Genomic DNA, 3,739 nt, shown 5'->3' on the forward strand with positions numbered 1-3,739 from the left:
ACCTCTACTTTGATTATCAAGGTAAGCAAATTAAAGGCAATTTCGTTACAGACTATAAGGGGACTCGTTATTACGATGAAAACTCTGGTGAGCTCGTCACCAACCAAACTCGTACCATCAATGGTGTGACTTATCACTTTGATGAAAATGGACGTGCGAAGCAATTGTAAAGAATTTAGGAAATAGACTAAGTTTTTCTCACAGATATCTATACTAAAGGAAGTTGATTAATTTTAACTTCCTTTTTAAAATCCACGAAAATAATTTTTGTCTACTTTAAGAAAACTTTAGGCTTTGCTTTATATACTATAACCATCCTAAAACTTTTCTTTTTCATAATCTCCTAAATTCAGGACTCAGGTCCTGGATTTTTTGTTTTTTATGAATCTTGGATTTAGTAAGAACTGGCAACATCTCACTTAATATTCAAAGAAAAGCATACTTTTCTTTTTTGTCTACTCCTTTTCACATCATAAGAAAGCCTTTTCATTTTAATCTTGAAAAGGCTTTCTTATTGTCTTATAATATAAATTAAAAGGGGGTATTTATTATGGAAAAAAATGATAAGGCCAAAAAACACGCATCTAAAAAGTATCTGATTGCATTTTCATGTGCATCTGCTCTTGCTAGTTTTGCACTTATTGCCGGAGCTGCTTTTGCGGATGAAGTAACTGCTAGTGAAACACTCAAGAATGACACGACAGCAAGTGTTACTGCCAATCTTGAAACAACAGCAGATTTAGTTGAAACGAAGGGAATTGAGGCAACTGCTTCTGCTGAAAGTTCAACAGTTGCTCCAGAGTTAGCAAGTTCGGAAAACACTAGAGAAAGGGCTTCAGCAAGCACTAATGAAAGTCAATCACCTACTGAAACAGCCAACGTTGAAGCACACACAGCTTCAACAAGAGACAGTACCACTAGTGAAACAACTGCGACAACTCCTGTTATCAATGAGGACTTAAACGTTACAGGCGGTCAATATTACAGCGACCAAAACGGCAAATGGCATTACAGAGATGCCAATGGTAAGGACCTGACTGGACCACAAACCATCGATGGGGTTCAAGTCTATTTCGATAAAGAAAATGGCATACAAGCTAAAGGCGTTTTTGCTAAAGACCCTAATGATGCTAAAAAACTAAATTTCTATGATAAAGATTCTGGTGCTCTTCTCAAAAATCAATTTATCGTGGCCTACAGCAACGATACAAAACAATATGAACGTTATTATCTAGATGATAAAGGGAATCCCGTGTATGGTGAGTATCGAATTAATCGTCGATCATCCTACTTTGACGATAAATTTGGGACTCAAATCATTGATCGCTTTGCTCCTAATGGGCACTTTTACGATCAGGATGGTGTTTTCGTCAATTTAGGTACCAACCGCTTTGTTGAAATCAAAGGAAAATGGTACTATCTCAATGATAGAGGACAAATTATAAAGGGCAGCCATATCATCAATGGGGCTCAGGTCTATTTCGATGAAAATGGTGTTCAAATAAAAGGGAATTTTGACAAGGATAACCGCTATTATGATGAACACACTGGTAAGCTAGTAACTAACCGATTCGTAACAGTTAAAGACAAAAACTACTTTATTGGCGCAAAAGGTATGCCTGTGAAAGGTGCTACTCGTATTGATGGTAAAGAGTACTACTTCGATAAAAAGACAGGTGCCCAAGTGAAAGGTGACTTCGGAGGTAATGGTAAATACTACGATGCCTCAACTGGTGCACTTGTTACCAACCGTTATGTCAATCTAGATAAATATTGGTACTATGTGGATGCTGAGGGCAAACCATTAAAAGGTTCACAAACCATAAATAATGTTCCTGTCTACTTTGATTCTTATTATGGGCGACAAGTTAAAGGTGATTTTGGAGACGACGGTTACTACTATGATAAAGACTCTGGTGCGAGAATCACACTTGAAAAGAATCGTTTCCATAATATTAATAACCAGTGGTATTATGTCGGTTCAAATGGCAAAATCCTTAAAGGTGACCACGTCATCAATGGTGTTCAGGTACATTTTGATAGGATATTTGGAACACAAGCTAAAGATGGCTTTGTAGATAAAGATGGTATTAATGTTCTCTATGATAGCTTTGTTGTCTTTGGTATCCCAGTTAAGTATTATGACAAGGATACTGGTGCACTTGTTAAGGGGCGTTACTTTACAACTCGAGGTAAGTGGTTCTATGCAGATAAGCAAGGCAATATTCTAAAAGGTGCTCATACCATTGATGGTGTCCCTGTCTACTTTGACGACCACCTCGGAACACAATTCAAAAACGAAGTTAAAAATGGCCACTACTATGATAAGGATACCGGTGAAAAGAAGGAAGTCCCACGGAACCAATTTGTTCGTGCTGATAATGGGCTCTTCTATTATGATAAAGATGGTAAACCACTTTCTGGTTCTCATACCATTAATGGTGTAATCTATTCGTTCTATGAAAATGGACAAGCCCGTCAAGGAACTTTTGGGCCTTCCGGTTCAGGACCTTTCTACGATGAGGTTACTGGAGCAGCAGTCAGAGAAAAAGGATTCCATCAAGTAGGTGGCGATTGGTACTATACTGATGAAAATGGTAATAAACTTCTCGGTCTTCAAGAAATCGATGGGAAACTCTATTATCTCGATAATACAGAGTCTACAAGCTTAATTACTGGTTATCTCGCAAAAGATAAAGTGCTTAGTCCTGAGCAAAAAGAGTCTACTAGATATCCTCGGACATCTAGTAGTACTATCATCGAACCTAAAATCTACAATTACTACTACTTTGACGCTGAAACAGGCGCTGCTGTAACCAATCGATTCGTTAATTGGAAGGGAAACTGGTACTACTTTGGTAAGGATGGTAAGGCTCTTCTCTTTGATCAAGTCATCAATGGTCAACATCTCTACTTTGATTATGAAGGTAAGCAAGTGAAGGGTAATTTCGTTACAGACTACAAGGGAACTCGTTACTACGATGAAAACTCTGGTGAGCTCGTCACCAACCAAACACGTACCATCAATGGTGTGACTTATCATTTTGATGAAAATGGACGTGCAAAGCAATTGTAAGAAATGTAAGAAAATCGACTAAAATTTTCTCACAAGACATCTAAACTAAAGGAAGTTGATTAATTTCAACTTCCTTTTTAAGCATTTACTTTAATCACATATCAAGAATAAAAGTACAAAATCAAGACTCCAATTTTGTACTTAGTTTAAAAAATAGATCAAAAAAGGTCCTCCCCCAACCTATAGGGAAGAACCTCTTTTTTTGAAGACTAATTTTTTATTTTAACTAACTATTTAGAAGAAGGGAAGGATTCTCTTTGTTATTAGTCTTCTTTCTTACGACGACGGTCCAAAAGACCTAGTCCAAGACCTGTAATCAAGGCTGACAAACCTGTCACCTCTGCAATATGTCCACTTTCTGTTCCTGTCTCTGGTAGAACTGCTTGTTCTTGAGGTTGAGCAACTTGTGGAGTTACTTCTTCAATAACAGTTGGACTTACAGGTTGTTCTGGTTTAACTGGTTGTTCTGGCTCCTCTGGTTTCTTAGGTGTTGGTACCTTAGGTTGTTCTGGAGGAGTTACAGGTTTATCAGGAGTAACCGGAACATAAATGATTGGCGTATCTTCCCCTGGCTTGTCAGGTGTTACAGGTGTTCCTGGTTGGATTGGTTGACCTGGTTTCGTTGGATCATTTGGATCTGGAAGGTGTGGTTCATATCCTGGA

The 3,739-nt window shown here is 37.9% G+C and carries 3 protein-coding genes; 2 read left to right on the top strand and 1 reads right to left on the bottom strand.

From position 1 onward, the window contains the following. Together HMPREF1517_RS10805 and HMPREF1517_RS05750 are read left to right on the top strand one after the other, a co-directional pair. Positions 1-170: hypothetical protein (locus tag HMPREF1517_RS10805; protein WP_198017476.1), on the top strand; the 170-nt coding region annotated here is incomplete at its 5' end. Positions 171-550: 380 nt separating this feature from the next. Beyond that, entirely contained in the window at positions 551-3,076 is a 2,526-nt protein-coding gene (locus tag HMPREF1517_RS05750) for a glucosyl transferase (RefSeq protein ID WP_037600038.1), read from the top strand. A gap of 263 nt (positions 3,077-3,339) precedes the next feature. Here HMPREF1517_RS05750 and HMPREF1517_RS05755 read toward each other — a convergent pair. Continuing rightward, the coding region (locus tag HMPREF1517_RS05755) for an LPXTG cell wall anchor domain-containing protein (protein ID WP_156921849.1) at positions 3,340-3,739 on the bottom strand (400 nt) is incomplete at its 5' end.

The organism is Streptococcus sp. ACS2, assembly GCF_000525585.1.
GTDB lineage: Bacteria > Bacillota > Bacilli > Lactobacillales > Streptococcaceae > Streptococcus.